We start from the raw sequence: 23,417 nt of genomic DNA on the forward strand, positions 1-23,417 counted from the left end.
AGGCAAAACAATGATCTCAGCGTGCCGTGACGCCTGCGATCATCCCACTCGAGCGTCGTGATGCCGAAACCGTCGACGGAGCATTGCCGGGCTTGCCGTGCATGCGTGTCGTCGTGAAGCCCGAAACCACGCCGGCTGCCTGAAGCAGGGCGGTGAATTGAACCTGGCTGGCCGGCACATCGATATGGGACGGGTTTCCCGAACCTATGCGACGGGTTTCCCGAACCTATGCAAAGAGTTAGCAATGAATTCACCGCCTAATCGTTGTTCCAATGGGCAACTGGACACGACCGGTCAAGATTGGGAATCTTCATTTCGTCATTGCTTGGAATCGCATGGAGTACCGCAGGAAATGCCGCTGAGTGCCGCAGAAATCGTCCGTCATCCGGCGACGCTTCGCAGTGTCCAGGAACAGGCCAAGGCGCTCATCCATATCTACGAAACGAGCCCGCGGCTGGCGGCCGTGTTTGCCACCCAGCAGCGCTGGCTGCTCGGCCATGTCGGCCTCGCCCTGCACTTCCGGCGCGATCCCAATGACCGCCGCACCGAAATGACGATGGCGCGTTTCATCGAGGTCGTGCGCCGCAATTCGGTGGCCAGCCGCAACACCGCCGAGGCTTTCGTCAAGGAGATGCTGCACTACAACATCGCCGAATACATCTCGGCCAGCGGCGATGGCCGCACACGCCCAATGCGGGCCACGGCGGGCACCATCGAGACCTTCACCGGCTGGATCCACGCGCATCTGAGAACACTCGACCGCATAGATGGCGGAATGCGGCTGGCAGCCTTCCTCGACCGGCCGGAAATGCTGCCCATCCTGCAGCCGCTGATCGCCGACGGGTTGCTCACCAGCGACGGCGTGCGGGAGCCCGGACCGACCTTCTCGTTATTTATCTGGCTGAACAACGGCGGCATCGTCATGGACTGGCTGATGTCCGGAGTCGATCCGGAGGACGCCCATCTCGACAGGATACCGACCAGCGTCATTTCGGTCAGCGAATTTGCGCACTGGCTGAAACTCTCACGCACGCATCTGGCGCGCAAACTCCATGATGCCGAGGCGCTCGGCAGCATCGGCTGGGTCGGCCAGCGCGGCCATTCCGTGATGTGGGTTTCGCGGCAATTCTTCGATGAATACATGGCCGTCCAGGCGTCCAAGCTCGCCGTCGTCGACGCGGCTTTCGCCACCACCGCGAAACAAGCAACGGACTGACAGTGTTCGGCTTTCTATCCGGCTTTCAGGATGGCGGAAAAGCGCGGATCGAAGGCCCGGCTGATCGGCTCCGCCGCGGCACCTACCGCGATCGCCCATGGATCAGTGGTGCCGAGTTGCAGCCGTGGCAGGCGCCGGGCGGGCCGGTCCGCGATCGACGGCAGCAGCGGGTGCATGGCCTGAAGCAGCAACCGGGCCAGCGCCTCGGGCGCGCTGCTGGTGAGGATGACGGTTTGCGGGTCGAAGATCGTTTCGATCAGATGCACGCTCCAGCGCAGGTCGGACGCGGCTATTTCGACCCAGCCCATGACCCGCGGGTCTTGCGCGAGCCCCAGCGCGCCGAGCGTCTCGTAAAGCCCCTTGTCGGTGGGGTCGAGGCCGAGATGCTGGTAGAGCGAGGCGAGTGAGGCGCGGTGTTCCAATGGCGCCGAGCCAGGGCCGCTTGGCGAAAGCAGGGCCATGCCGACCTCGCCCGCATTGCCGTTGCCGCCGCTGTAGAGTTCACCGTTGAGGATCAGCCCGGCGGCTATGCCGTAACCGACATAAAGGCAGACGGCGTGATCGACGCCATGCGCTGCGCCGACGATCCGCTCCGCCGTCGCGCAGGCCGCCGCATCGTTCTGCAGGCCGACATCGAGCCCGGTACCGGCGGCAAGCGCCTCCAGCAGCGGAAATTGCTGCCAGGCCGGCATCATCCATTTGTTGTCGGAGTTCTTCACCCCGAACGGGCCCGGCATGGCGACGCCAAGCCCGACCAGCCTTCGTTCGGATTGGGACAACATCCCGGCCAGCTCGCCTCTGACACGGTCGACCAAGCCGAGGATTATTTCCACACCCTCTGAAGGCTCGTCGAACGGCAGCCCCGCCTCGGCGCGTGCGATCACCTTACCGACGAGATCGACCACCACCACGCGTGTCAAATGCCGGTCGATCTGCAGCCCGATGGCGAAAGCCCCTTCGGGAACCAGCCGGTAGGGCGTGAAGGGCTGTCCCCTACCCTTGCGCACCGCATCCAGCGCCACGACCAGGCCGTCCCGCTCGAGGTCTTCGATAATGTTGGAAACCGCCTGCTTGGTAAGCTGCGTCGCCCGCGCAAGGTCCGCGCGCGAAAGCGCGCCGTTGAGCCGCAGCGCCTCGATCATGACGCGGCGGTTATGCGCGCTGGTACCCTCCTGGTTGGTGCCGCTCTTGGCACGGATCGGGCTAATGTCGTGCACGGTCGCTTCCCCTCTTGACTCCATTAAAGGATTGATCGACTAATTAAGTCAAGCGAATTGACTTAATAGTGCGACCCGCACGGTTCCACAAAAAGACAGCAAGGCTTTCGAGCTCCGCTGCAAGCCGTGGGGGACGAATCCGGTCATACGCGACGCAAATTCGAGGAAGCGGCATGGTCCTGGCCGCCCACTCGCAGCTGTCGAAATGGGAGAAGACAAATGCTGAAATCGATCGGTAAGACACTTCTGGGCGCGGTGTTCGTCGGCGGACTGTTCATCCCCCACGCCTTCGCCGAAACCACCCTAAACGCGCTCTTCATGGCGCAGGCCGCCTATAGCGAGGCCGACGTGCGCTCGATGACGGAGGCCTTCACCAAGGCCAATCCGGATATCAAGGTCAATCTCGAATTCGTCCCTTATGAAGGCCTGCACGACAAGACGGTGCTCGCCCAAGGATCCGGCGGCGGCTATGACGTGGTGCTGTTCGACGTCATCTGGCCTGCCGAATACGCGACCAACAAGGTGCTGGTCGACGTATCGTCGAAGATCACCGACGACATGAAAAAGGGTGTGCTGCCCGGCGCCTGGACCACTGTCCAGTATGACGGCAAGTATTACGGCATGCCGTGGATCCTCGACACCAAATACCTGTTCTACAACAAGGAGATCCTGGAAAAGGCCGGCATCAAGGCGCCGCCGAAGACCTGGGAAGAGCTCGGCCAGCAGGCCAAGATCATCCAGGACAAAGGCTTGCTGAAGACGCCGATCGCCTGGAGCTGGGCACAGGCCGAAGCCGCAATCTGCGACTACACCACACTGGTCAGCGCCTATGGCGGCGACTTCCTCAAGGACGGCAAGCCCGACTTCCAGAATGGCGGCGGCCTCTCGGCGCTGAAATACATGGTCGACAGCTACAAATCGGGCCTGACCAATCCGAATTCCAAGGAATTCCTCGAGGAAGACGTCCGCAAGGTCTTCGAGAACGGCGATGCCGCTTTCGCGCTGAACTGGACCTACATGTACAACATGGCCAACGATCCGAAGGACTCCAAGGTCGCAGGCAAGGTCGGCGTCGAGCCGGCGCCGGGCGTTGCCGGCACCAGCGAGGTCTCGGCCGTCAACGGTTCGATGGGCCTCGGCATCACGGCGGTGTCGAAGCATCAGGACGAAGCGTGGAAATACATCGAGTTCATGACCTCGCAGGCGACCCAGAACAAGTATGCCAAGCTCTCGCTGCCGATCTGGGCCTCGTCCTATGACGATCCCGCCGTCACCAAGGGCCAGGAAGAGCTGATTGCCGCCGCCAAGCTCGGTCTCGCCGCGATGTATCCGCGCCCGACCACGCCGAAATACCAGCAACTGTCGACGGCGCTGCAGCAGGCGATCCAGGAATCGCTGCTCGGCCAGGCGACGCCGGAAGACGCGCTCAAGACCGCCGCCGAAAACAGCGGCCTCTGATCTGGCGTTCCTCGACGCGGGCGGCCTCATCCAGGAGCGCCGCCCGTGCTATTTTCTGACCGGATGACAGGAGAGAGGCGCCTCTGATGTCGGGCACCTGGATGACGACGCGCGCGTGGCTGTTGATGCTGCCGCTTCTGGTGATCATGGTGGCCGTCATCGGCTGGCCATTGGTCGATACCGTCAGGCTTTCCTTCACCGACGCCCAACTGGTCGGCACGGCGGGCAACTACGTCGGCTTCGACAATTATACCAAGATGCTGACCAGCTCGAACTTCACCCGCACGCTCTCGACCACCACCTGGTTCGCGGTCATCTCGGTCGCCGCCGAGATGGTGCTCGGCGTGCTTGCGGCTCTCCTGCTCAATCAGGAATTCCGTGGCCGCGCCGTCTTGCGCGGGCTGATGATCCTGCCCTGGGCGCTGCCCACCGTCGTCAACGCAACGCTCTGGCGGCTGATCTACAATCCCGAATATGGCGCGCTGAACGCGGCGCTGACGCAACTCCATCTCATTGATGACTATCGCTCCTGGCTGGGTGAGCCGGGCACGGCGCTCGCGGCGCTGATCGTCGCCGACTGCTGGAAGAATTTTCCGCTCGTGGCGCTGATCGCGCTCGCCGCCCTGCAGGCGGTGCCGCGCGACATCACCGCCGCGGCGCTTGTCGATGGCGCCGGGCCGTTCAACCGCTTCCGTTTCGTCATCCTGCCCTATTTGGCAGGCCCGCTGATGGTGGCGCTGGTGCTGCGCACCATCGAGGCGTTCAAGGTCTTCGACATCATCTGGGTGATGACACGCGGCGGCCCCGCCAACAGCACACGCTCGCTGTCGATCCTCGTCTACCAGGAAGCCTTCTCCTTCCAGCGCGCCGGCTCCGGCGCCTCGCTGGCGCTGATCGTCACCCTGCTCGTCACCGTGTTGGCCGTCGCTTATGCGACGCTGGTCAAGAAGACCGCCGGGAGTGCAGCCTGATGGAACGCAAAAGCCCGGTCTTCACCGCCTTCGTCTATGTCTGCGCCATCCTGCTTGGCGCCGTGATCCTGGCGCCGCTCGCCTGGCTCTTCGTCATGAGCATATCGCCGGCAGCCGACCTCGCCGCCAAGCCGCTGCGCTGGTGGCCGCAGGCGGCCGACTTCTCCCGTTACGCCCAGCTTCTGTCGAGGGCTGAGAACAGTGCCGGCGCCGCCTTCACGTCATCGCTGCGCAACAGCCTGGAAGTCGCCGGCATGGCGACGCTCGCCGCTGTTGTCCTTGCCGTGCCGGCCGGCTGGGCCGTTTCGCGCACGCCTTCGGTCGGCTGGTCGCTGTCGATGGTGATCGCCACCTATATGCTGCCGCCGGTGGCGCTCTCCGTGCCGCTTTACATGGGCCTGTCCTATCTCGGCCTGCTCAACAACGTCTTCGGCCTGGCGTTGATCTATCTGACCATCCTCGCGCCCTTCACCACCTGGCTGATGAAATCGGGTTTCGATTCCATCCCGCGCGAGATCGAGGCAGCGGCCATGATCGACGGAGCGGGACTGCTCCAGACCTGGCGCATCATCACCTTGCCGCTGGCCGCGCCCGTGGTGGCAACGTCGGCGCTGTTTGCGGTGCTGCTTGCCTGGGACGAGTTCTTCTACGCCCTGCTCTTCACCTCGGATCAGCGGGCAAAGACGCTGACGGTCGCCATCGCCGATCTCGCCGGCGGGCGCGTCTCCGACTACGGACTGATTGCCACTGCCGGCGTGCTCGCGGCCTTGCCGCCCGTGCTGATCGGCCTCTTCATGCAACGCGCTCTGATCTCAGGTCTGACCAGCGGCGGAGTGAAAGGATAATCATGACTGCAAAGAAAGAACGGCCGACAGGCCTCCTCGCCATCGACCGCGAGATGGCGCGCCAGCATCAGGACGCGCTTGCTTCCTTCGAGAATAACACGGATGCCGCCGCTAAGGTCGCAGCCTCGATCAGGAAGACCGGCCGGCTCGTCCTGCTCGGCATGGGCGCCTCGCACGCCGTCGCTCGCGCAGTCGAGCCGCTCTATCGCGCACATGGGATCGACGCCATCGCGCTGCCGCTGTCGGAACAGCTTGGACAGCCGCTGCCGCTTGAAGGCAGGACAGTGATCGTGACTTCGCAGTCGGGCGAAAGCGCCGAGGTGCTGCGCTGGTTTGCCGAGACCCGCGATCGCGCCGAAACCTTCGGCCTGACGCTGGAGGCCGGCTCGCTCCTTGGCCGTACGGTGCCTTGCCTTGTCGGCGCCGGCGGTACCGAGCTCGCCTTTGCCGCGACCCGCAGCCTGACCGTGACCTTCGCCTTGCATCTCGCCATCCTGACTGCGCTTGGCGACGATCCCGCCGGCGCCCTTGCCGTGCTCAAGGCGCCTCAGGCGGTCGAGATCGATACCGCGCTCGCGGCGCTGAGGACGGTCACGACCATCGTCACTTCCGGCCGCAAGCTTCAAGGCGTGGCTGAAGCCCTTGCGCTCGGCTTCACCGAACTGTCGCGCCTGCCTTGTTTCTCGCTCGAAGGCGGTCAGCTGCGCCACGGGCCAATGGAGATGCTGGGTCCAAGCATTGGCGTCGTTCTTTTCCGCGGCGACGATCCGACCGCCGACCTTGTCACCGCGATGGCCCTGTCCGTTGTCGAGACCGGTGCGCCGCTGATCGTGTTCGACGCTTCCGGCAAACCGCCAGTCGCAGGCGCCGTGACACTCGCCTTCAAACCCGCCACGGGCCTGGCGGCGGTCTTTGCCATGCTGCCGGTGGCGCAGCGCCTGATGATCGCCTTCGCCGATTCCCGCGTCGAGAATGCCGGAACGCCGGTGCGTACCACCAAGATCACCAGGAGCGAGTGATGCAGCCGCTTGCGGTGATCGGCAACGTCAATGTCGATCTGATCGTCGGGCCGGTCGCACCCTGGCCGAAGGCCGGCACGGAGACCGTCGTCGATCATGACGACCTGCGGGTCGGTGGCCAGGCCGGCAATACGGCGCTTGCGTGGCAAGCGCTGGGTATCGATTTCGACATTGCAGCCAATCTCGGCGACGACCAGTTCGGGCGCTGGCTGCGCGAAGCCTTCGGGGGCCGGGCGCAGAAATGGCCGGTTCGTCCCGAAGGCACGACATTGTCGGTCGGCATGACCCACCCGGACGGCGAGCGCACCTTCTTCACCACGCGCGGCCACCTGCCCCGGTTCAGCCTGGACGACGCGCTCTCCGCGCTGGACGGCAATCGGCTTTCCGGTGGTTATGCGCTGCTCTGCGGCTCTTTCCTCACCGACGACCTGACGCGCGATTACGGCGCTTTTTTCGACTGGGCCGAGGCGCACCGCATCGCCGTCGCGCTCGACACAGGCTGGCCGATCGACGGCTGGACGGAAGCGAACTGCACCGCTGCGCGCGGCTGGCTGTCGCGCTGCGAACTGGCGCTCTTCAACGAGGTCGAGACGACCACACTGGCCGGGCTGGCAAGCCCGGGGGAAGCGGCGCGAAAGATCCGTGACGGTATGAGGGACGGCGCGACGGTGGTCGTCAAGCGCGGACCGGACGGCGCGATCGCCATCGGCGCCGACCGCAAACTCATTGAAGCGGCCGCGCCCCGCGTCACCGTCATCGACACAATCGGCGCCGGCGATGTCTTCAACGCCGCGTTCCTGGCGGCGCTGGCGCAGGGGCGATCGCTGGAAAAGTGCCTGTCCGCCGCCATTCAAGTGGCCTCGCGCGCCATCTCAACCCTGCCCCGCGACTATGGCGGGCCGATTCAATTCGAGGATGCCGCCCATGAGCGCGCTTGAAATCCGCGATGTCCGCAAGAACTACGGCAGCGTCGAGACGCTGAAAGGCATCGACATCGCACTCGAAAACGGCGAGTTCCTGGTGCTGCTCGGCTCCTCGGGCTGCGGCAAGTCCACCTTGCTCAACATCATCGCCGGTCTCGCCGAAGCAACCAGCGGCGACGTGCTGATCGGCGGCCGGTCGGTGCTTGGCGTGCATCCGAAGAACCGCGACATCGCCATGGTCTTCCAGTCCTACGCGCTCTATCCGAACCTGACGGTGAGCCGCAACATCGGCTTCGGCCTGGAGATGCGCAAGGTTCCCGCCGCCGAGCGCGACAAGGCGGTGCGCGAGACGGCGAAGCTCCTGCAAATCGAGAACCTGCTCGACCGCAAGCCCGGCCAGTTGTCCGGCGGTCAGCGCCAGCGCGTCGCGATCGGAAGGGCTCTGGTGCGCAAGCCACAGGTCTTCCTGTTCGATGAGCCGCTCTCCAACCTCGACGCCAAGCTGCGCCTGGAAATGCGCACCGAATTGAAGCGCCTGCACGAGATGCTGCGCACCACGGTCGTCTACGTCACCCATGACCAGATCGAGGCGATGACGCTGGCGACCCGCATCGCCGTCATGCGCGACGGCCGCATCGAACAGCTGGGCACGCCGGAAGAAATCTACAACCATCCCGCGACGCTCTATGTCGCGGGCTTCGTCGGCGCGCCTTCGATGAACATGCTGGAAGCGGTTGTCGAGGACGGCAAGCTCGCGATCGTCGGCACGGATGTGCGGCTGGCGTTGCCCGCGCGCTACGCTGACACCGCCCGCGAAGGCGCTTCGGTTGTCGCCGGCATCAGGCCCGAGGCGCTTCGCCTTAGTCCGGGCGGCGCCGAATTGTCGCTGCCGGTCGAGATCGACGTCGTTGAACTGACGGGACCGGAACAGGTCACCACCGCCCGGATTGGCGCGCAGAAATTGACGGCAACCTTGCCGCCGCAGGCCCGTGTCGCCAAGGGCCAGCCATGCGCCTTTGTCTTTGATGCGGCCGCGCTTCGTCTCTTCGATCCGGCTACCGGCAAGGCTTTTTGAGCAAATCGCCCGCCGTCCACCCTCATGGCCTGATCGATAGTCGAGCGGGTCAGCTCGCGGACGAGGCTGACCCGTCGCTTCGTCCTCAATCGATGTCGAACGACACGCCCTGCGCCAACGGCAGCGCTTTCGAATAGTTCACCGTGTTGGTGGCGCGGCGCATATAGGCCTTCCAGGCGTCCGAGCCGCTCTCGCGGCCGCCGCCCGTCTCCTTCTCGCCGCCGAACGCCCCGCCGATCTCGGCGCCCGAGGTGCCGATATTAACGTTGGCGATACCGCAGTCCGAGCCGTCGACGCCGAGGAACCGCTCCGATTCCTGCAGGTCGCGTGTGAAGATCGACGACGACAGGCCGGCGCCCACCGCATTGTGCTGCTCGAGCGCCTCGTCGAAATCGCTGTATCTCATGACATAGAGGATCGGCGCAAAGGTCTCTTCCGTCACCGGCGAGACCTGCTCCGGCATTTCGACCAGCGCCGGATGCACATAATAGGCGTCCGGATGGCCGTTTTCGACGCGCGTGCCGCCGGTCACCTTGCCGCCATGCGCTTGGGCTTCCTTTAGCGCCTTCTGCATATTGTCGAAGGCCGCCTTGTCGATCAGCGGACCGACCAGCGCCTTGCCCTCCAGCGGATTGCCGACCGAAACCGTCTCATAAGCCTTCTTCAGCCGCGGCAAGAGCGCGTCATAGACGCTGTCATGCACGAACAGGCGCCTGAGCGTCGTGCAGCGCTGGCCGGCCGTGCCCATGGCGCCAAAGGCTATTGCTCTCAGCGCCATGTCGAGATCAGCGGTCGGACAGACGATGCCGGCATTGTTGCCGCCGAGCTCCAGCACCGCGCGCGCAAAGCGCTTGGCGAGCCTGGGACCGACCTCGCGGCCCATGCGGGTCGAGCCGGTGGCGGAGACCAGCGGCACCTTCGGATGGTCGACCAGCACTTCGCCGGCGGCGCGGTCGCCGATCAGCACCTGGAGCAGCCCTGCCGGCGCGTCCGCGCCGAAACGCTTTGCGGCGCGGTTGAAGATCGCCTCGCAGGCAAGGGCGGTCAGCGGCGTCTTTTCCGACGGCTTCCACACCACCGCATCGCCGCAGACGAAGGCAAGCGCCGCATTCCACGACCATACCGCGACCGGGAAATTGAAGGCCGAGATGACGCCGACGACGCCGAGCGGATGCCAGGTCTCCATCATGCGGTGTCCGGGACGTTCGGTGGCGATGGTGAGGCCGTACAATTGCCGCGACAGGCCGACGGCGAAATCGCAGATGTCGATCATCTCCTGGACCTCGCCCAGGCCCTCGGACGGGATCTTGCCGACCTCGATCGACACCAGCCGGCCGAGCTCGTCCTTATGCGCGCGCAGTTCTTCGCCGAGCAGGCGAACCAGTTCGCCGCGCTTCGGCCCCGGCACCAGCCGCCAGCTCTGGAAGGCCTTGTGCGCGGCATCGATGGCCTTGCCGGCGTCAGCCGCCGAGATCGACTTCAGCGCTGCGATCTGTTCGCCCGTCACCGGGCTGCGCACAATGAGGTCGCCTCCGACAAGTGCATCTGTAGCCACGCCCAGTTTCTCGAGAAGCGAGGCCGTTTCCTTGGCTAATGTCATTTTTTTTATCCCTTTTCAGATTCCCGCCTCTCACAGGGCGGTGGAGCCATGCGCCATGCGCTGTCCGTGCCATCAAACACGTCCAGGCGCCTTTCATGGCGTGGCATTACTCGTTTCGGGGAAAAACCGCCACCCCGGCATGGTCCAAGGCCGGATCGCAAAATTGGGCCAGGCGGGCGAAGCCGGATCAGCGGGCCTTCTGGATCGAGGACTTCTCTGCGCTTTCCTTGATCAGCCGGTCGATATGCATCCGGATATGCGCCGCCTCGGCCGCGGTGTTGGCCAAAGCGATGGCGCGGTCGAAGGCGACACGTGCCTCCTCGTTGCGGCCAAGCTGCATCAGCAGCCCGCCTCTCAGTCCGAAGAAGTGAAAATAGCCCGACAGCCGCTCTTCCAGCGGCTCGATCATGGCAAGCGCGGCTTCCGGGCCGCGTACCTTGCTGACCGCGACGGCGCGATTGAGCGTCACCACGGGCGAAGGCTGCATCTGCTCAAGCAGACCGTAGAGCAGGTCGATCTCGGTCCAGTCGGTATCCTCGGCCGTCGCCGCCCGCGCATGCAGCGCTGCGATCGCCGCCTGCACCTGGTAGGGACCGGGCTTGCGGTGGCGCAGCGCCTTGTCGACCAGCGCCAAGCCCTCGTCGATCATCTTGCGGCTCCAGAGCGAGCGGTCCTGGTCCTCGAGCAGCACGACCTCGCCATTCTCGTCGAAGCGCGCCGGCGCGCGCGCATGCTGGAGAAGCAGCAGCGCCGTCAGCCCCATGATTTCCGGTTCCTGCTGGAACAGCCTGAGCAGCAGCCGGGCGAGCCGGATCGCCTCCTCGCATAGCGGCGCGCGGGCCGGCGCCTCGCCGCCATTGCTCGAATATCCCTCGTTGAAGATCAGATAGACCATCGCGGCCACTGCGGCGAGCCGCTCCGAGCGCTCGACCGCGCCCGGCGTTTCGAACGGCACGCCGGCATCGGCAATGCGCGCCTTGGCGCGGGTGATGCGCTGTTCCATGGCGCTCTCGCCGACCAGGAAGGCGCGCGCGATCTGCTTGACGGTGAGGCCGGAGACGATGCGCAGCGCCACCGCGATCTGCTGCGTTGGCGGCAGATCCGGATGGCAGCAGATGAACAGAAGCCGCAAGATGTCGTCGCGGTAATGCGCGCCGTCCAGCCGCTCGGCCATGTCGCTCTCGGCGTCCTCCAGATCGGATACCTGGTCTTCCTCCGGCATCGGCGCCTGCTTGGCGCGCTTGCGCACCGCGTCGATGCCGCTGTTGCGGCCGACGAAGATCAGCCAGGCGGCGGGATCGCGCGGCGGCCCGTTCTTCGGCCAGTTCTTGAGCGCCCTCAGGCACGCATCCTGGAAAGCCTCTTCCGCGGCGTCGAGGTCACGGAAGTAGCGCAGCAGCGCGCCCATCGCCTGCGGACGGGCGTTGCTGATTGCGGTGCTTATCCAGGCGAACTCTGTCATACCGCGACCTTTGTCGGATTGAAGACCGAAACCGGTCGGATCTCATACGAGCCGCCGCTCGGATTGACCTCGGAGAGCTCGCGCGCGAATTCGACGGCTTCGTCGAGATCGTTGCATTCGAGCGTGTAGAAGCCGAGGAATTGTTCCTTGGTCTCGGCGAACGGACCGTCGAGCACGATCGACTCCCCTTTGACCTTTCGCAGTGTCGTGGCCGCCGTCGTCGGCAAAAGGCGCGCCACCGGCCCCAGTCGGCCGGCCTTGGCATATTTGTCCTGCACGTTGAGGAGCTTTGCCATGACCTCGTCGTCCTGTTCCTTGCTCCAGGAGCAGACGACGTCTTCGGAGGCGTAGCAGAGGATGGCGTAGAGCATGGTGCGTCCTTTCCGTATCAAAGGACGCGACACTAGGACCCTTCCCGACACGAGGTCGATAAAAAAATTTATCGAGAGATCACGGATTTGGCGATCTTTGCGCCCGCCTATCAGGCGCCGTGCGCCTGCAGCCATCTGAGCACCAGCGTTTCTTCCTCGTCCAGGCCGGATATCAGGCGTTTGCGCTTGTTGGCCTCCGCCATTTCGTCAAGCAGGCGCCCTTTGCTCCACGCCTCGAACACCAGCGGATGGATGTAGCACTTGCGGCAGACCGCCCGGGTATTGCCCAACCGCTCGGCGACCTTGTCGACGACGCTGTTGATCACCCGGTTTTGCTGCGTTTTGCTTTCCGGCAGCTCGGTCCCGGCAAACAGCGACGCCGCATGGATCGTGCCGCCCCAGGTGCGGAAATGCTTTGAGCTGAATTCGGCGCCGGATGCCTCGCGAATATAGCGGTTGACGTCCTCCGAGCGCACCGGCCGCCGCTCGCCGTCCTCGTCGAGATATTGGAACAGCTTCTGTCCGGGCAGATCCTGGGCGCCGCGCACGACCTTGGCGATGCGGCGATCGACCAGCTTCAGCTTCCATTCCTTGCCCGACTTGCCCTTGAAGGCGAAGCGCAGGCTGGAGCCGGTAATCTCGACATGGCGGTCGCGCAGCGTGGTCAGTCCGAAGCTCTTGTTGTCGCGTGCATAGGCCGCGTTGCCGATGCGGATCATAGTGTTGTCGAGCAACCAGACCACCGAGGCGACGACGCGCTCCATCGGCAGCCCGTGCCGGCGCAGATCGGCATCGATCTGCCGCCTGAGAGCAGGCAGGCTATCCGCGAAAGCAACCAGGCTGGAATATTTGACGCCGTCGCGTTCCTCGGTCCATTGCGGGTGATAACGGTACTGCTTGCGGCCGCGCTGATCCCGGCCTGTCGCCTGGATATGGCCGTCCGGATCGGGTGATATCCACACATCCGTCCAGGCCGGCGGTATGACGATCGCCTTGATGCGGGCAAGCGTCGTTTCGTCGACGGTTCCGCCATCGGCCGCCAGATAGGTAAATCCCGTGCCTTTCCGCAATCTGCGTATGCCGGGGTCGGCATCGCTTACATAGTTGAGCGACGTGCTCTCGGCCGAACTGCGAGCGCCGTTCCCTCGTGTTTCCTCGGCCCGCGTCGAACGGTCCGAAGGCGATCCTGAATGCTGCAACATGCCGGCTCCGCGAAATGGCCCGTAGATAAAGCCGCGCGCCGATGACTGGTTCCGAAAGAGGTTTCAGTCCCGCCGGTTGGCGGATGGATCGAAGACGGCGACGGTCTTGCGCCGCGACCAAAGCCATCGGCCGCGCCGCCAGCGCGGCGGCTTCATTTCGATGGTGATCATCGCCGGCTCGCCGTCGTGTCGCCATACCGGGCGCCCACCCATGTCCCCAGCGACTTAGCGAACAACGCCAGCCACACGATCGGCACCGACAGCCTTGCGAAGGTTCTGTCCTTGCCGGACAACCCCTCCTCGACCAGCTTGCCGACATTGCGCCGGTCGCGGAACACCTTCCGGAACGGACGCACGGGTTTTTCGGCCTGGATAGACCGGAGATAGGCGCCATAGCGGCGCCCGCGGCGATACTGGTCGGCAAGCAAGCCGAATAGGCTCGTCTCATTGCGGTGAACGGTCAGCACCCTCGGTTCCCAAACCGGCCGCAAAACCTCGGGCAGCCTGGCCATGAACTCGGTGTCTTCCCCAGACCTCATTCGCTCGTCGAACATCCCGTATCGCTCGAACAGCTTCCGGTCGAACGAAACGCCGTAGCGCTGTGCCTTCCCGGCCGAAAGACCGGGCAGGCGTCGCATATAGGTGACGAGATGCGCCGCGCATGCGACCAGATTGCGCGGGTGGCTGTTGAGGACGGCGCTCGCCACAGCCGCAGCACCCTCCCGGTGACGCTGCAGCCGGATTTCGGCCCATTGCGGGCAGGCCAGGCAATCATCGGCGAGAAAGGCGACGAACGGAGCTTGCGTTGCGGCAATGCCGCGATTTCGCGCAGCGCCGGCAAACAATCGCTCCTCGACCTCGATCGCTGTTACGTCGATGCCGCAATCGGCAAGCAGCGCCTTGGCGTTACCGCCGCCGGAATTCACCACCACGATCTCGAGCGGAATATTTTGGTCGAGAACGGACCTTACCGCGGCCGCCAGCGCGGTCGGTGCCCGCAAACCAATCACCACGACCGCGAGATCCGGCCTCTCGGCCATCAGGCGCGTTGCAGTTGGGCGGCCGGCGCCGAAAACCGGCGCCGCAGCGCGATCTTCAGCCGATAGCGCATGCAGCGCCAGACATCCGCGCCCGCCCTTGGCGCGGCTTCGGCCACGCCGAGGAATCTTGTCGCCATTTCGAAATCGCCGCGCGCATAATGAACGCGTGCGATCTTCAAAGCGACGAGGCCCTCCCTGGTCTTGAGCGACCGCGCCCCGATGCCGCAGGACCGGAGCCGGCGCAGCGCCAGACGCCATTCGAGAAAGCGCGCGGCAGGCCTGACCGTGAAACGATCGTCGGAACGCTCCGCCGACACGAAATAGACGAAGACGGGCTGTGTCACGATCGCGAGCGAGGCCTTGGCCATCAGACGCGCCCAAAACAGCGTGTCCTCGTCATAGGCAAGGCCGGTCGCGAATCTTGTTTCGCCGACAGCCCGCCGCGACACCAGCGCGCTGCCGACGGCGATCGACCGTATCCGCCCTTCGAGATAGGCGCAGGCATTGGCCGGTCCGCTTGCCGTGTAGCCGCCCGGCAGCTTGGTCGGCCGCTCCTCGCCATCGACTCTCCGGCGGTAGGCGCCGACCGCCATGTCCGCCCCTGGTTCCGCTACGGCCTTCGCCAGCAGTGCGCGCAGGCCACCTTCAAGATGGAGGTCGTCGGCATCGATCAGATAGATCCAGGGAAAGCGGGCCTGCTCCAGCGCCAGATTCCTGGAGCCGCCGGCGTCGCGGCAGCTCGATTTGATGACCCGCAGCGGCAAGGCAAACCGCAACGCCGCTTCCGAGGCGACGGCGGCGGTGGCGTCGGATGACGAATCGTCGACCAGCAGCACCTCGCCGATGATTTCTTTCTCCGATGCCAGCGAAGCGAGCGTCCGGGCAATCGTCCGAGCCGCATCATGTGCCGGAATGATGACGCTTACCGCTTCCAATCCGCCTCCGCGCGCCATAGCCACGCAGGCGCCCCCCCGTCAATCCCGTGCCCAGGATACCGACGGGCAGGCGCATTTGAGAAGCGCCCACAATCAATCGCGTTGTCGTCACACCTTTTCGACGGAGACCGGGATGACGTCGACCGCTTGCTCGCCGACCTGGCCGCCGGTGGTCTTCAGCACGCCGACGATCGGCGCTACGTCGGAATAGTCGCGGCCATAGCCCACAATGATGTGATCGTTGCTCGCCCGCATGCCGTTGGTCGGGTCGAATTCCTGCCAGCCGGCATCGCGCCCACACCAGGCCTTGACCCAGGCATGCATGGCATCCGCGCCTTCGAGCCGCGGCTTGCCCTTGGGCGGGATCGTGCGCAGGAAGCCGCTGACATAACCGGCCGGAATGCCAAGCCCACGCAAGCCCGCGATCATGATATGGGAGAAATCCTGGCAGACCCCGCGCTTCAGGGCAAAGGCGTCGCTGGCCCGCGTCTGAACCGTCGTCGCCTTGCCGTCATAGGCGAAATCGCGATGGATGCGGTTGCAGAGATCGGTCGCCGTGGCGACCACCGAGGAGGCCGGGCTTTCCCGCGCATAGGCGGTGATCGCCGGATCAATTCCGACATGGTCGCTGGCGGCGAGGAAATGATGCGGCGCGGAGGGCGATAACGACCGCACCATGTCCAGTTCCGACCTGAGCCCGCGGATATCGGGCGAGACATCGAGGCCCGGTTCCGGCCGCGAGACCGAAACGCGAGCGCTCATGCGGATGTCGAGCGTTTCATGCGCCTCGCGAAAAGCGATCGATGTGACGTTGTTGCCGAAGAAATCGGAAAAATCGGCACGTTCGGCCGGCGGCGGCTGGAAGGACAGCGAGGCCGCGATGACGCGCTGCACCCCCGCAATCGTCTGCGGCATCACGCGCACCTGATGCCGTCCGCCGCCCGCAGCAGCGGCATAGTCGTAATGCAGATTGAGTTTGATGTCGTAGAGCATCTAAGCGAAATAGGCTCGGGCGAGACTGTTGTAGAGATCGCCGATCTGGCCGGCGAGGTCGTCGAGCACTTTGGCGCTCATGTCGGACGGCTCCATGACGGCGATTGCCGTGTTCAGCTGCAGGATTTCCTTGGCGGCGGGCGACATATGTCCCTCGCCGCTGATCGAAGGCAGCATGCCGATCTCGGCCTTCAGCCGTTCGAGCTGGAACAGGATGGAGCGCGGATTGAGCGGATCGAGCGCGAGCAGGTCGATCACCGTGCGCCGCCCCGCCTGCACCGGATATTGCCGGCGATGGGTCATGACGCTGTCGCCGATCTCCAGCATCATGTCGAGCGCGCCTTCCGGCGCCCCGTTCCTGGTCAGCCGGCTGAGCGTGCGGGCGATCTGGATGCCGCGTTCCAGCCTGCGGCCGATTTCCAGGAAACGCCAGCCGGTGAAGCGATACATGTTCTCATGCAGCAGGCCGGAAAAGCCGGCGAGCTTGCGCAGCATCACCGTCATTGCCCGTGTCGCGTCGTCGCCCGGCGCCACGGTCTGCGCGAACCTATGGATGGTCTTGGACAAATCCTTCAGCGCCAGCCAGCCATCGGGCGAGAAACGGTCGCGGATCTGGCCGGCGCTGTAGACCGCGCTGTCCAAAGTGCCGATCAGCCCCGGTGGTATCGCCATTTCGACCTCGATACCGAAGGGCTCCAGATAGTCCCTGACATCGGCAAGCAGCGGCATATCCTGATCGGATGTCTCGGCAAGCCGCACGTGATAGGCACGCAGCACGCGCACCGTGTCTTCCGAGCGCTCGATATAGCGCCCGAGCCAGGTCAGGTTCTCCGCGGCGCGGCTGGGCAAGCTGCCCGGCATGGTGCGGGTGAAGCCGTCATGCTCCTGCGGCAGCAGCGTCTCGCGCTCGACCGGCGTGTCGCTGACAACCCAGACATCCGCCGCCTGGCCGCCGCGCTGCATGGCGATCGCCGTCGGGTCGAGCGAAAAGCCGACGCGGGCGAAGCCGCCGGGCATCACGGTCCAGCCTTCCGGCGTCCGCGCCAGATAGACGCGCAGGCTGGCGGGCCGTGGCTCCAGCCGGCCATCGACAAAGACAGGGGTGGTCGACAGCGTCACCGCTTCCTGGCCGACGAAACCGGCGCCGTCCGCCTCGATGCGCGCGACAAGATCGGCCCGCTCGCCGGCCGAAAGGGACAATCCCAGCCGGGTCGCGCCATCGTCCTCGAACGCAAGCCGGGTCGACAGCGCTGGACCGACCACCATACGGTCGATATTGGCAAGTACATGCGCGCGCTCGGTCTCCTGGCCGCACCACCAGGTGGCGATGCTCGGCAGCTTGAGATCCTCGCCCTGCAGCTCTCGTGCGATCCTGGGCAGGAACGACAGCAGCGCCCGCGTCTCCATCAGGCCCGAGCCCAGCGCATTGACCGCCGAAACGGAGCCGCGCCTTATTGCCTCGACGAGGCCCGGCGTGCCGATTTGCGACTCCGGCCTCAACTCCAGCGGATCGGCGAAGGCGGCATCGAGCCGCCGCCACAAGACACCGATCGGCATCAGGCCGGAAACGGTTCGCACCATCAGCCTGCCACCGGAAACGGTCAGGTCCTCGCCCTCGAGCAGCATGATGCCGAGATACCGGGCGATATAGGCGTGCTCGTAATAGGTCTCGTTGAGCGGCCCTGGCGTCAGGATGGCGACACGGCCGCCGGATTCCTTGGCCATGGCGTTCAGCGTGTCGCGGAGGCGGCGGAAAAAGCCGGCGAGCCGATGCACATGCATCTCGCCATAGATGTCCGACAGCGCACGCGTTGTGGCGACCCGGTTCTCCAACGCAAAGCCCGCGCCCGACGGCGCCTGGGTGCGATCGCCAAGCACCCACCAGCTACCGTCCGGGCCACGGCCGAGCTCGAAGGCGACCATGTGTAGAAAATGCCCGTTGGCCGGCCGAACGCCAGCTATCGGGCGCAGATATTCCGGACTGGCTGCAATCAGACCGGCTGGCAGAATGCCCTGCTCAACCAACCGGTTCGGCCCGTAAATGTCGGACAGGATCGCCTCGAACAGGTCGGCGCGCTGGACGAGGCCGGCGCTGATCTCGGCCCATTCCTTTTCGTCGATCAGCAGCGGGACATGCGCGAGCGGCCATTCGCGTTCATTGGCCCCGGCCTGTTCGTAGACGCGATAATAAACGCCGGCGTCGCGCAGATACTGGTCGGCGCGGGCAAAGCGCTGCCCGAGCCGCTCCGCCCCCAGATCGTCGAGCGCGTCGATGAAGAAGCGCCAGGCCGGGCGCGGGCTGCCGGACGCGTCGACCATCTCGTCGACGACGCCTTCGATTGGCCGGTAGCGTTCCAGCAGGCTCTGCGCCCGCGGCCTGCCGCCCGCCCGTCTCTGATTCCCCTTGGCCATCGTCGATCAGAATCTCGCCGGCCGCCTGAGGTCAAGGGTCATGGGAAACTCTTCAGAGGCTTCTTCGTCACGCAGCACGTAGCCACCCGGCGTGTGGCCGCGCGGTTCGAACCGGGCAAGCCGTCGCGCTTCGGCCTCGTTGCCGTTGACCGGGAAGGTGTCGTAGTTGCGGCCGCCCGGATGCGCGACATGGTAGACGCAGCCGCCGACCGAGCGACCCGACCAGCGGTCGTAGATGTCGAAGACCAGCGGCGTGTTGACCGGCAACGCCGGATGCAGGCCGGACGCCGGCTGCCAGGCCTTGAAGCGAACGCCGGCCACCGCGACCTCGCGATTGTCGGTGATTTTCATCGGCACGAGGCGCCCGTTGCAGACGATGGCGTGGCGTTCCGGATTGAGGCCTTCCGTATTCACCTGCAGCCTCTCGACCGAGGAATCGACGAAGCGGACCGTGCCGCCGATCGCGCCCTGCTCGCCCATCACATGCCAGGGCTCCAGCGCCTGCCTCAACTCCAGCTTGACGCCGGCATGTTGCACCTCGCCGCAGAACGGGAAGCGGAATTCCAGCTGGGCTGCGAACCATTCGGGGCGGAAGTCGAAGCCGTTGAGCTTTAGATCCTCCAGTACGTCGAGGAAATCTGCCCAGACGTAGTGCGGCAGCATGAAACGATCATGCAGCGAGGTCCCCCAGCGCGTGAAACGGCCGTCCAGCGGGTTCTTCCAGGCGCGCGCAATGATGGCGCGGACCAGCAATTGCTGCGCGAGCGACATACGCGCATTGGGCGGCATCTCGAAACCGCGGAACTCGACCAGGCCGAGCCGGCCGGTCGGGCCATCCGGCGAGAACAATTTGTCGATGCAGATCTCCGAACGATGCGTGTTGCCGGTCACGTCGGTCAAGAGATTGCGGAACAGCCGGTCGACCAGCCACGGCAAGGGCGCCTCTCCCTTGTCGGGATGCGGCACCTGTGCCAGCGCGATCTCAAGTTCATAGAGCGAATCGTGCCGCGCTTCGTCGATGCGCGGCGCCTGGCTGGTCGGGCCGATGAACAACCCTGAGAACAGGTAGGACAGCGACGGATGCCGCTGCCATTGCAGCACCAGGCTCTTCAGAAGGTCAGGCCGGCGCAGGAACGGGCTGTCGTTCGGCGTTGCGCCGCCCACCACGACGTGGTTGCCGCCGCCGGTGCCGGTGTGGCGGCCGTCGATCATGAACTTGTCGGTGCCGAGCCGCGATTGCCGCGCCTCCTCATAGATCGCGCTGGTCGTCGCGACGCATTCCCGCCAGTTGGCGGCCGGATGGACGTTGACCTCGATGACGCCTGGATCCGGCGCCACGCGGATGACGTTGAGGCGCGGGTCGTGCGGCGGGGCATAACCTTCGATATGCACCAGCAGGCCGATAGTCTTCGCCGCGTTCTCCGCCGCCGCCACCAGTTCGAGATAGTCCTCCAGCGCCTCGACCGGAGGCATGAACACGCAGAGCCGGCCGTCGCGCGGTTCGACGGTGAGCGCGGTCCGCACCGCGCCGCCGATCTCGGTCAGTCGCTGCTCGACGCGGTCCTGCTTGGCGGTGGCGGCGGTGAACGAGGCCTCAGCCTGCTGGCGCGCCATTTCGTCCGCGACGCCGACCGGACCTTCCGGCAGGATTTCGGCGCGCGCCGGCAGCGGGCCACGCGGCACTGAGGGGTCGACCGGCACGATGTAAGGGAACTGCGCCGGCGGAACATAGGGCAACGTGCCGAGCGGCAGGCGGTAGCCGACCGGAGAATCGCCGGGCACCAGGAACAGGCGCCCGCGCCTGGTCTTCCATTTCTCCGAGCGCCAGCGCTGTCCCGCGGCCTGGCTGTTCCAGCGCTGCACGGGCAGCACATAGCCGGACGGCTTGGTCAGGCCGCGCTCGAAGACGCGGGCCATGCGGCTGCGCTCCTCCGGGTCTTCCAGCTTCGAATTGGACGGATCGACATTGTCCGGCAGCTTGCCTTCCTTGAGCAGCCACTCGCCCGGATCCTCATAGGCCTCGCTCACCATCGCCTTGTCGATGCCGAGCTCGCCGGCGATTGCCTTGAGCAGGCTCTCGGCCTGCTCCGGTCCCACGGCAGCGCCACTCTTTTCTCGCGCGATCAGCGATGGATCGCGCCACACCGGCTCGCCATCGGCGCGCCAGTAGAGCGAGAAGGTCCAGCGCGGCAGGCTCTCGCCCGGATACCACTTGCCCTGGCCGTAATGCAGGAAACCACCCGGCGCGAAGCGCTCGCGCAGCCGGCGGATCAACTCATCCGCCTTGTCGCGCTTGGTCGGGCCGACGGCTGCAGTATTCCATTCGGCGGACTCGAAATCGTCGATCGACACGAAGGTCGGCTCACCACCCATGGTGAGCCGCACGTCCCCATCCCTCAGCGCCGCGTCGACTTTTTCGCCCAGTCGATCGAGTGCCTCCCAGCTTTCGTCCGAGAACGGCTTGGTGATGCGCGGATGCTCGGCAATCCGGTCGACCTGCATGTCGAAGTTGAAATCGACATTGGCGAAGCTCGCCATGCCCGAGATCGGCGCGGCATTCCGGAAATGCGGCGTCGCGGTAAGCGGGACATGGCTTTCGCCGGTGAGCAGTCCGGAGGTCGGATCGAAGCCGATCCAGCCGGCGCCCGGAATATAGACTTCGCACCAGGCATGCAGGTCGGTGAAGTCGACAGCTGTTCCGGGCGGTCCGTCGAGCGAGACGAGATCCGGCTTGAGCTGGATCAGGTAGCCGGAGACGAAGCGCGCGGCGATGCCGAGATTGCGCAGGATCTGCACCAAGAGCCAGCTGGAATCCCGGCACGAGCCTTTGCCGGCGGCCAATGTCTCCTCGGGCGAATAAACACCCGTCTCCATGCGCACGATGTAGGCGATCTCGCGCTGCAGCCTCGCATTGAGGTCGACGAGGAAATTGACGGTGTTTCTCGGGCTGCGGTCGATGCTTGCCAGGAATTTCGACAGCAGCGGTCCGGCGCGCTCCGGCGCGCGGTAGATGGCGAGGTCTTCCCTGATCTCTTCGGGATAGTCGAACGGGAAGGTCTCGGCGATCTCCTCGACGAAGAAGTCGAACGGATTGTAGACCGTCATGTCGGCGACGAGGTCGACCTCGATCTTCAGTTCCGTCACCGGCTCCGGAAAGACGAAGCGGGCAAGGAAGTTGCCGTAGGGATCCTGCTGCAGGTTGACGAAGTGGTTTGCCGGCTCGACCTTCAGGGAGTGGCTGAGCACCTTGGTGCGCGAATGCGGCGCCGGCTGCAGCCGGATCACCTGGGGACCGAGCACCACCGGCCGGTCATATCTGTAATGGGTCAGGTGATGGACGGCTGCCAGAATTGCCATGGTGCCCCGGAGAATGGCGTTTTATCGCCAGACCCTGACACATCTGGCGGCCATTCTCCAAGCAGAGATGCTGCACTGCACCTAATTTAAGCAGCCTTGCCGGCTTAGAAAAACGCCTGCAGCCCCGTCTGCGCCCTTCCGAGGATCAGCGCATGCACGTCATGCGTGCCCTCATAGGTGTTCACCGTCTCCAGGTTCTGCGCGTGGCGCATCACGTGATAGCCGATCTGGATGCCGTTGCCGCCATGCATGTCGCGGGCCTGCCGGGCGATGTCGAGCGCCTTGCCGCAATTGTTGCGCTTGACGATCGAGATCATCTCCGGCGCCATCTTGCCTTCGTCCATCAGCCTGCCGACGCGCAGCGAGCCCTGCAGTCCAAGCGCGATCTCGGTCTGCATGTCGGCGAGCTTCTTCTGGAAGAGCTGCGTGCCGGCGAGCGGCTTGCCGAACTGTTTCCTGTCGAGGCCGTATTGCCGCGCCCGGTGCCAGCAATCCTCGGCCGCGCCCATGGCGCCCCAGGAGATGCCGTAGCGAGCCCGGTTGAGGCAGCCGAACGGACCGCCGAGGCCCTTGGCATTGGGCAGCAACGCGTCTTCGCCGACCTCGACGCGTTCCAGCACCACCTCGCCGGTAATCGACGCCCGCAACGACAACTTGCCGCCGATCTTCGGCGCTGACAGTCCCTTCATGCCCTTTTCCAGCACAAAGCCGCGGATCTCATCCTTGCCGCTATCGCCCTTCAGCTTGGCCCAGACGACGAACACATCCGCGATCGGCGCGTTCGAGATCCACATCTTGGAGCCGGAGAGCTTATAGCCGTTCGCGGTCTTCTCGGCGCGCGTCTTCATCCCGCCCGGGTCGGAGCCAGCATCCGGCTCGGTGAGCCCGAAACAACCGATCCATTCGCCCGACGCCAGCTTCGGCAGGTATTTCTTGCGCTGCGCTTCCGAGCCATAGGCGTGGATCGGATACATGACCAGCGAGGACTGCACGCTCATCATCGATCGGTAGCCGGAGTCGATCCGTTCGACTTCGCGCGCCACCAAGCCGTAGGTCACGTATCCGGCGCCGAGCCCGCCATATTCTTCCGGAATGGTGATGCCGAGCAGACCCGCCTCGCCCATCTCGCGGAAGATCGACGGGTCGGTCTTCTCGTCGGCATAGGCTTCCTCGATGCGCGGCGCCAGCTTGTCGGCCGCGAAAGCTGCCGCGCCGTCGCGCACCATGCGCTCGTCCTCGGAAAGCTGGTCCTCAATCAGGAAAGGATCGTTCCAGACGAAGGCGTTCTTCTCGGCGGCCATGGCCAACACTCCCGGCAAAT

General features: G+C 65.0%; 18 protein-coding genes. 7 read left to right on the forward strand and 11 right to left on the reverse strand.

Annotated features, from left to right (window positions below):
• The first annotated feature begins 352 nt into the window (after positions 1-352).
• Positions 353-1,216: a hypothetical protein gene (locus tag LB553_RS15020; RefSeq protein WP_224514380.1), complete on the forward strand. Its 864-nt coding sequence runs from the start codon at positions 353-355 to the stop codon at positions 1,214-1,216.
• A 14-nt stretch (positions 1,217-1,230) separates the two neighbouring features.
• Here LB553_RS15020 and LB553_RS15025 read toward each other — a convergent pair whose 3' ends face one another.
• Positions 1,231-2,433 carry an ROK family transcriptional regulator gene (locus LB553_RS15025; RefSeq protein WP_224514381.1) on the reverse strand — a complete coding sequence of 401 codons (1,203 nt, stop codon included), beginning with the start codon at positions 2,431-2,433 and terminating at the stop codon, positions 1,231-1,233.
• 219 nt (positions 2,434-2,652) lie between these two features.
• Here LB553_RS15025 and LB553_RS15030 point away from each other — a divergent pair, with 219 nt between their 5' ends.
• From LB553_RS15030 to LB553_RS15055, 6 genes are all read left to right on the forward strand, one after another.
• A complete protein-coding gene (locus LB553_RS15030) occupies positions 2,653-3,891 on the forward strand; it encodes an extracellular solute-binding protein (RefSeq protein ID WP_224514382.1) in 1,239 nt (412 codons plus the stop codon).
• An 86-nt stretch (positions 3,892-3,977) separates the two neighbouring features.
• Complete coding sequence (locus LB553_RS15035; protein ID WP_224514383.1) at positions 3,978-4,862, forward strand: carbohydrate ABC transporter permease; 885 nt, start codon at positions 3,978-3,980, stop codon at positions 4,860-4,862.
• Positions 4,862-5,707 (forward strand): carbohydrate ABC transporter permease, encoded by an 846-nt coding sequence (locus tag LB553_RS15040; protein WP_224514384.1) that lies wholly within the window; start codon positions 4,862-4,864, stop codon positions 5,705-5,707. The genes LB553_RS15035 and LB553_RS15040 overlap by 1 nt, the downstream gene beginning before the upstream one ends.
• Before the next feature lie 2 nt (positions 5,708-5,709).
• Complete coding sequence (locus LB553_RS15045; RefSeq protein ID WP_224514385.1) at positions 5,710-6,726, forward strand: SIS domain-containing protein; 1,017 nt, start codon at positions 5,710-5,712, stop codon at positions 6,724-6,726.
• Positions 6,726-7,664, forward strand: coding sequence for a PfkB family carbohydrate kinase (locus LB553_RS15050; RefSeq protein WP_224514386.1), 939 nt, complete (start codon positions 6,726-6,728; stop codon positions 7,662-7,664). Before LB553_RS15045 ends, LB553_RS15050 begins: the two co-directional genes overlap by 1 nt.
• On the forward strand, positions 7,651-8,724 hold the full coding sequence (locus tag LB553_RS15055) for an ABC transporter ATP-binding protein (protein WP_224514388.1): 1,074 nt from the start codon (positions 7,651-7,653) through the stop codon (positions 8,722-8,724). The genes LB553_RS15050 and LB553_RS15055 overlap by 14 nt, the downstream gene beginning before the upstream one ends.
• Positions 8,725-8,809: 85 nt before the next feature.
• On the opposite strand, the gene LB553_RS15060 is transcribed toward LB553_RS15055, so the two are convergent.
• The 10 genes from LB553_RS15060 to LB553_RS15105 form a co-directional block, all read right to left on the reverse strand.
• Positions 8,810-10,324, reverse strand: a complete 1,515-nt coding sequence (locus tag LB553_RS15060; RefSeq protein WP_224514390.1) for an aldehyde dehydrogenase family protein — start codon at positions 10,322-10,324, stop codon at positions 8,810-8,812.
• A gap of 187 nt (positions 10,325-10,511) precedes the next feature.
• Positions 10,512-11,786, reverse strand: coding sequence for an RNA polymerase sigma factor (locus LB553_RS15065; RefSeq protein ID WP_224514392.1), 1,275 nt, complete (start codon positions 11,784-11,786; stop codon positions 10,512-10,514).
• Positions 11,783-12,157: a YciI family protein gene (locus tag LB553_RS15070; protein WP_095766415.1), complete on the reverse strand. Its 375-nt coding sequence runs from the start codon at positions 12,155-12,157 to the stop codon at positions 11,783-11,785. The genes LB553_RS15065 and LB553_RS15070 overlap by 4 nt, the downstream gene beginning before the upstream one ends.
• 110 nt (positions 12,158-12,267) lie before the next feature.
• A complete protein-coding gene (locus tag LB553_RS15075) occupies positions 12,268-13,359 on the reverse strand; it encodes a DNA topoisomerase IB (RefSeq protein ID WP_224514395.1) in 1,092 nt (363 codons plus the stop codon).
• Positions 13,360-13,526: 167 nt separating this feature from the next.
• On the reverse strand, positions 13,527-14,399 hold the full coding sequence (locus LB553_RS15080) for a glycosyltransferase family 2 protein (protein ID WP_224514397.1): 873 nt from the start codon (positions 14,397-14,399) through the stop codon (positions 13,527-13,529).
• A complete protein-coding gene (locus LB553_RS15085) occupies positions 14,399-15,334 on the reverse strand; it encodes a glycosyltransferase family 2 protein (protein ID WP_224514399.1) in 936 nt (311 codons plus the stop codon). The genes LB553_RS15080 and LB553_RS15085 overlap by 1 nt, the downstream gene beginning before the upstream one ends.
• Before the next feature lie 108 nt (positions 15,335-15,442).
• Positions 15,443-16,327 carry a transglutaminase family protein gene (locus LB553_RS15090; protein ID WP_224514401.1) on the reverse strand — a complete coding sequence of 295 codons (885 nt, stop codon included), beginning with the start codon at positions 16,325-16,327 and terminating at the stop codon, positions 15,443-15,445.
• Positions 16,328-18,739: a circularly permuted type 2 ATP-grasp protein gene (locus tag LB553_RS15095; RefSeq protein WP_224514403.1), complete on the reverse strand. Its 2,412-nt coding sequence runs from the start codon at positions 18,737-18,739 to the stop codon at positions 16,328-16,330.
• Positions 18,740-18,745: 6 nt separating this feature from the next.
• Positions 18,746-22,096: a DUF2126 domain-containing protein gene (locus LB553_RS15100; protein WP_224514405.1), complete on the reverse strand. Its 3,351-nt coding sequence runs from the start codon at positions 22,094-22,096 to the stop codon at positions 18,746-18,748.
• Positions 22,097-22,200: 104 nt separating this feature from the next.
• Complete coding sequence (locus LB553_RS15105; protein ID WP_224514407.1) at positions 22,201-23,397, reverse strand: acyl-CoA dehydrogenase; 1,197 nt, start codon at positions 23,395-23,397, stop codon at positions 22,201-22,203.
• Positions 23,398-23,417: the final 20 nt, after the last annotated feature.

The organism is Mesorhizobium sp. CA8 (assembly GCF_020164955.1).
In the GTDB taxonomy this organism is placed as follows: domain Bacteria; phylum Pseudomonadota; class Alphaproteobacteria; order Rhizobiales; family Rhizobiaceae; genus Mesorhizobium.

Excerpts from the sequence above, each read along its gene's own strand:
- LB553_RS15020 (WP_224514380.1), top strand. The coding sequence starts at position 353 with ATGCCGCTGAGTGCCGCAGAAATCGTCCGTCATCCGGCGACGCTTCGC.
- LB553_RS15030 (WP_224514382.1), top strand. The coding sequence starts at position 2,653 with ATGCTGAAATCGATCGGTAAGACACTTCTGGGCGCGGTGTTCGTCGGC.
- LB553_RS15035 (WP_224514383.1), top strand. The coding sequence starts at position 3,978 with ATGTCGGGCACCTGGATGACGACGCGCGCGTGGCTGTTGATGCTGCCG.
- LB553_RS15040 (WP_224514384.1), top strand. The coding sequence starts at position 4,862 with ATGGAACGCAAAAGCCCGGTCTTCACCGCCTTCGTCTATGTCTGCGCC.
- LB553_RS15045 (WP_224514385.1), top strand. The coding sequence starts at position 5,710 with ATGACTGCAAAGAAAGAACGGCCGACAGGCCTCCTCGCCATCGACCGC.
- LB553_RS15050 (WP_224514386.1), top strand. The coding sequence starts at position 6,726 with ATGCAGCCGCTTGCGGTGATCGGCAACGTCAATGTCGATCTGATCGTC.
- LB553_RS15055 (WP_224514388.1), top strand. The coding sequence starts at position 7,651 with ATGAGCGCGCTTGAAATCCGCGATGTCCGCAAGAACTACGGCAGCGTC.
- LB553_RS15060 (WP_224514390.1), bottom strand. The coding sequence starts at position 10,324 with ATGACATTAGCCAAGGAAACGGCCTCGCTTCTCGAGAAACTGGGCGTG.
- LB553_RS15065 (WP_224514392.1), bottom strand. The coding sequence starts at position 11,786 with ATGACAGAGTTCGCCTGGATAAGCACCGCAATCAGCAACGCCCGTCCG.
- LB553_RS15070 (WP_095766415.1), bottom strand. The coding sequence starts at position 12,157 with ATGCTCTACGCCATCCTCTGCTACGCCTCCGAAGACGTCGTCTGCTCC.
- LB553_RS15075 (WP_224514395.1), bottom strand. The coding sequence starts at position 13,359 with ATGTTGCAGCATTCAGGATCGCCTTCGGACCGTTCGACGCGGGCCGAG.
- LB553_RS15080 (WP_224514397.1), bottom strand. The coding sequence starts at position 14,399 with ATGGCCGAGAGGCCGGATCTCGCGGTCGTGGTGATTGGTTTGCGGGCA.
- LB553_RS15090 (WP_224514401.1), bottom strand. The coding sequence starts at position 16,327 with ATGCTCTACGACATCAAACTCAATCTGCATTACGACTATGCCGCTGCT.
- LB553_RS15095 (WP_224514403.1), bottom strand. The coding sequence starts at position 18,739 with ATGGCCAAGGGGAATCAGAGACGGGCGGGCGGCAGGCCGCGGGCGCAG.
- LB553_RS15100 (WP_224514405.1), bottom strand. The coding sequence starts at position 22,096 with ATGGCAATTCTGGCAGCCGTCCATCACCTGACCCATTACAGATATGAC.
- LB553_RS15105 (WP_224514407.1), bottom strand. The coding sequence starts at position 23,397 with ATGGCCGCCGAGAAGAACGCCTTCGTCTGGAACGATCCTTTCCTGATT.